We start from the raw sequence: 724 nt of genomic DNA, 5'->3' as shown, positions 1-724 counted from the left end.
TCCATGGCACACTGCGAAGCCATGTGGGAAGCGGTCGCGTTATTTTTGACGGTAGCGGTTAACTGTTCCATTGACGCTGCGGTATTTTGCAGGCTTTGCGCCGTATCCTCACAGCGCTGACTTAGCGTCAGGTTGTCATGGGCGATGGACACACAGGCGCTGCGCACTTCTCGCAGTTGTCCGTTCACGTCATCCACAAAGGTGCGAAAATTCATGCCTGATTGATTGACAGCACGCAGCAACATGCCAACCTCATCGACACGATTTAATTGGAAGTGGTTGTCTGCCTGACCCGATGCAGAGTTAATTGCCTGAGACAGAATTTTTTCTAACGGGGCGGCAATATGTCGCACCAGAAACTCACTGGCAAGCAAGGTGGCGAAAAAGAATGACAGCAAAAAGAGGGCGAGCGGCGGCGTAATGGGAATGGTGACATATAAGGCCATCAAGGTAAAAACAAACAGCATCAAGAGATAGCTGCGAATACGCCAGCGCAACGGGATGACTTTGCCGATACTGAGAAGTTTTAGCGGCCCGGTAAATATCAACACGCCCTGGTAAAGGGTTCGATAGGTGAGCTTGCCATCATTCATTTCCTGATACAGCGCGCTGGCCTGTTGAATGTCTTCTTGCCCGACGGGCGTGCGCACGGACATGAATCCCGCCAGTTCGCCGTCTTTCATCAGCGGCGTAGAGCTGGCTTTAACCCAATAATAATCCCCGT

Annotated in this window: 1 protein-coding gene; it reads right to left on the bottom strand. The window is 51.7% G+C overall.

Annotation, left to right across the window (positions count from 1 at the left end):
• Positions 1 to 724, bottom strand: a 724-nt coding sequence (locus tag J5224_RS32695) for a HAMP domain-containing protein (protein WP_264629082.1), incomplete at both ends; no start/stop codon positions are given.

The organism is Candidatus Symbiopectobacterium sp. NZEC135, assembly GCF_025962695.1.
Note: the sequence above shows the minus strand (reverse complement) of the source record. Positions and strands in the feature narration are given on the sequence as shown.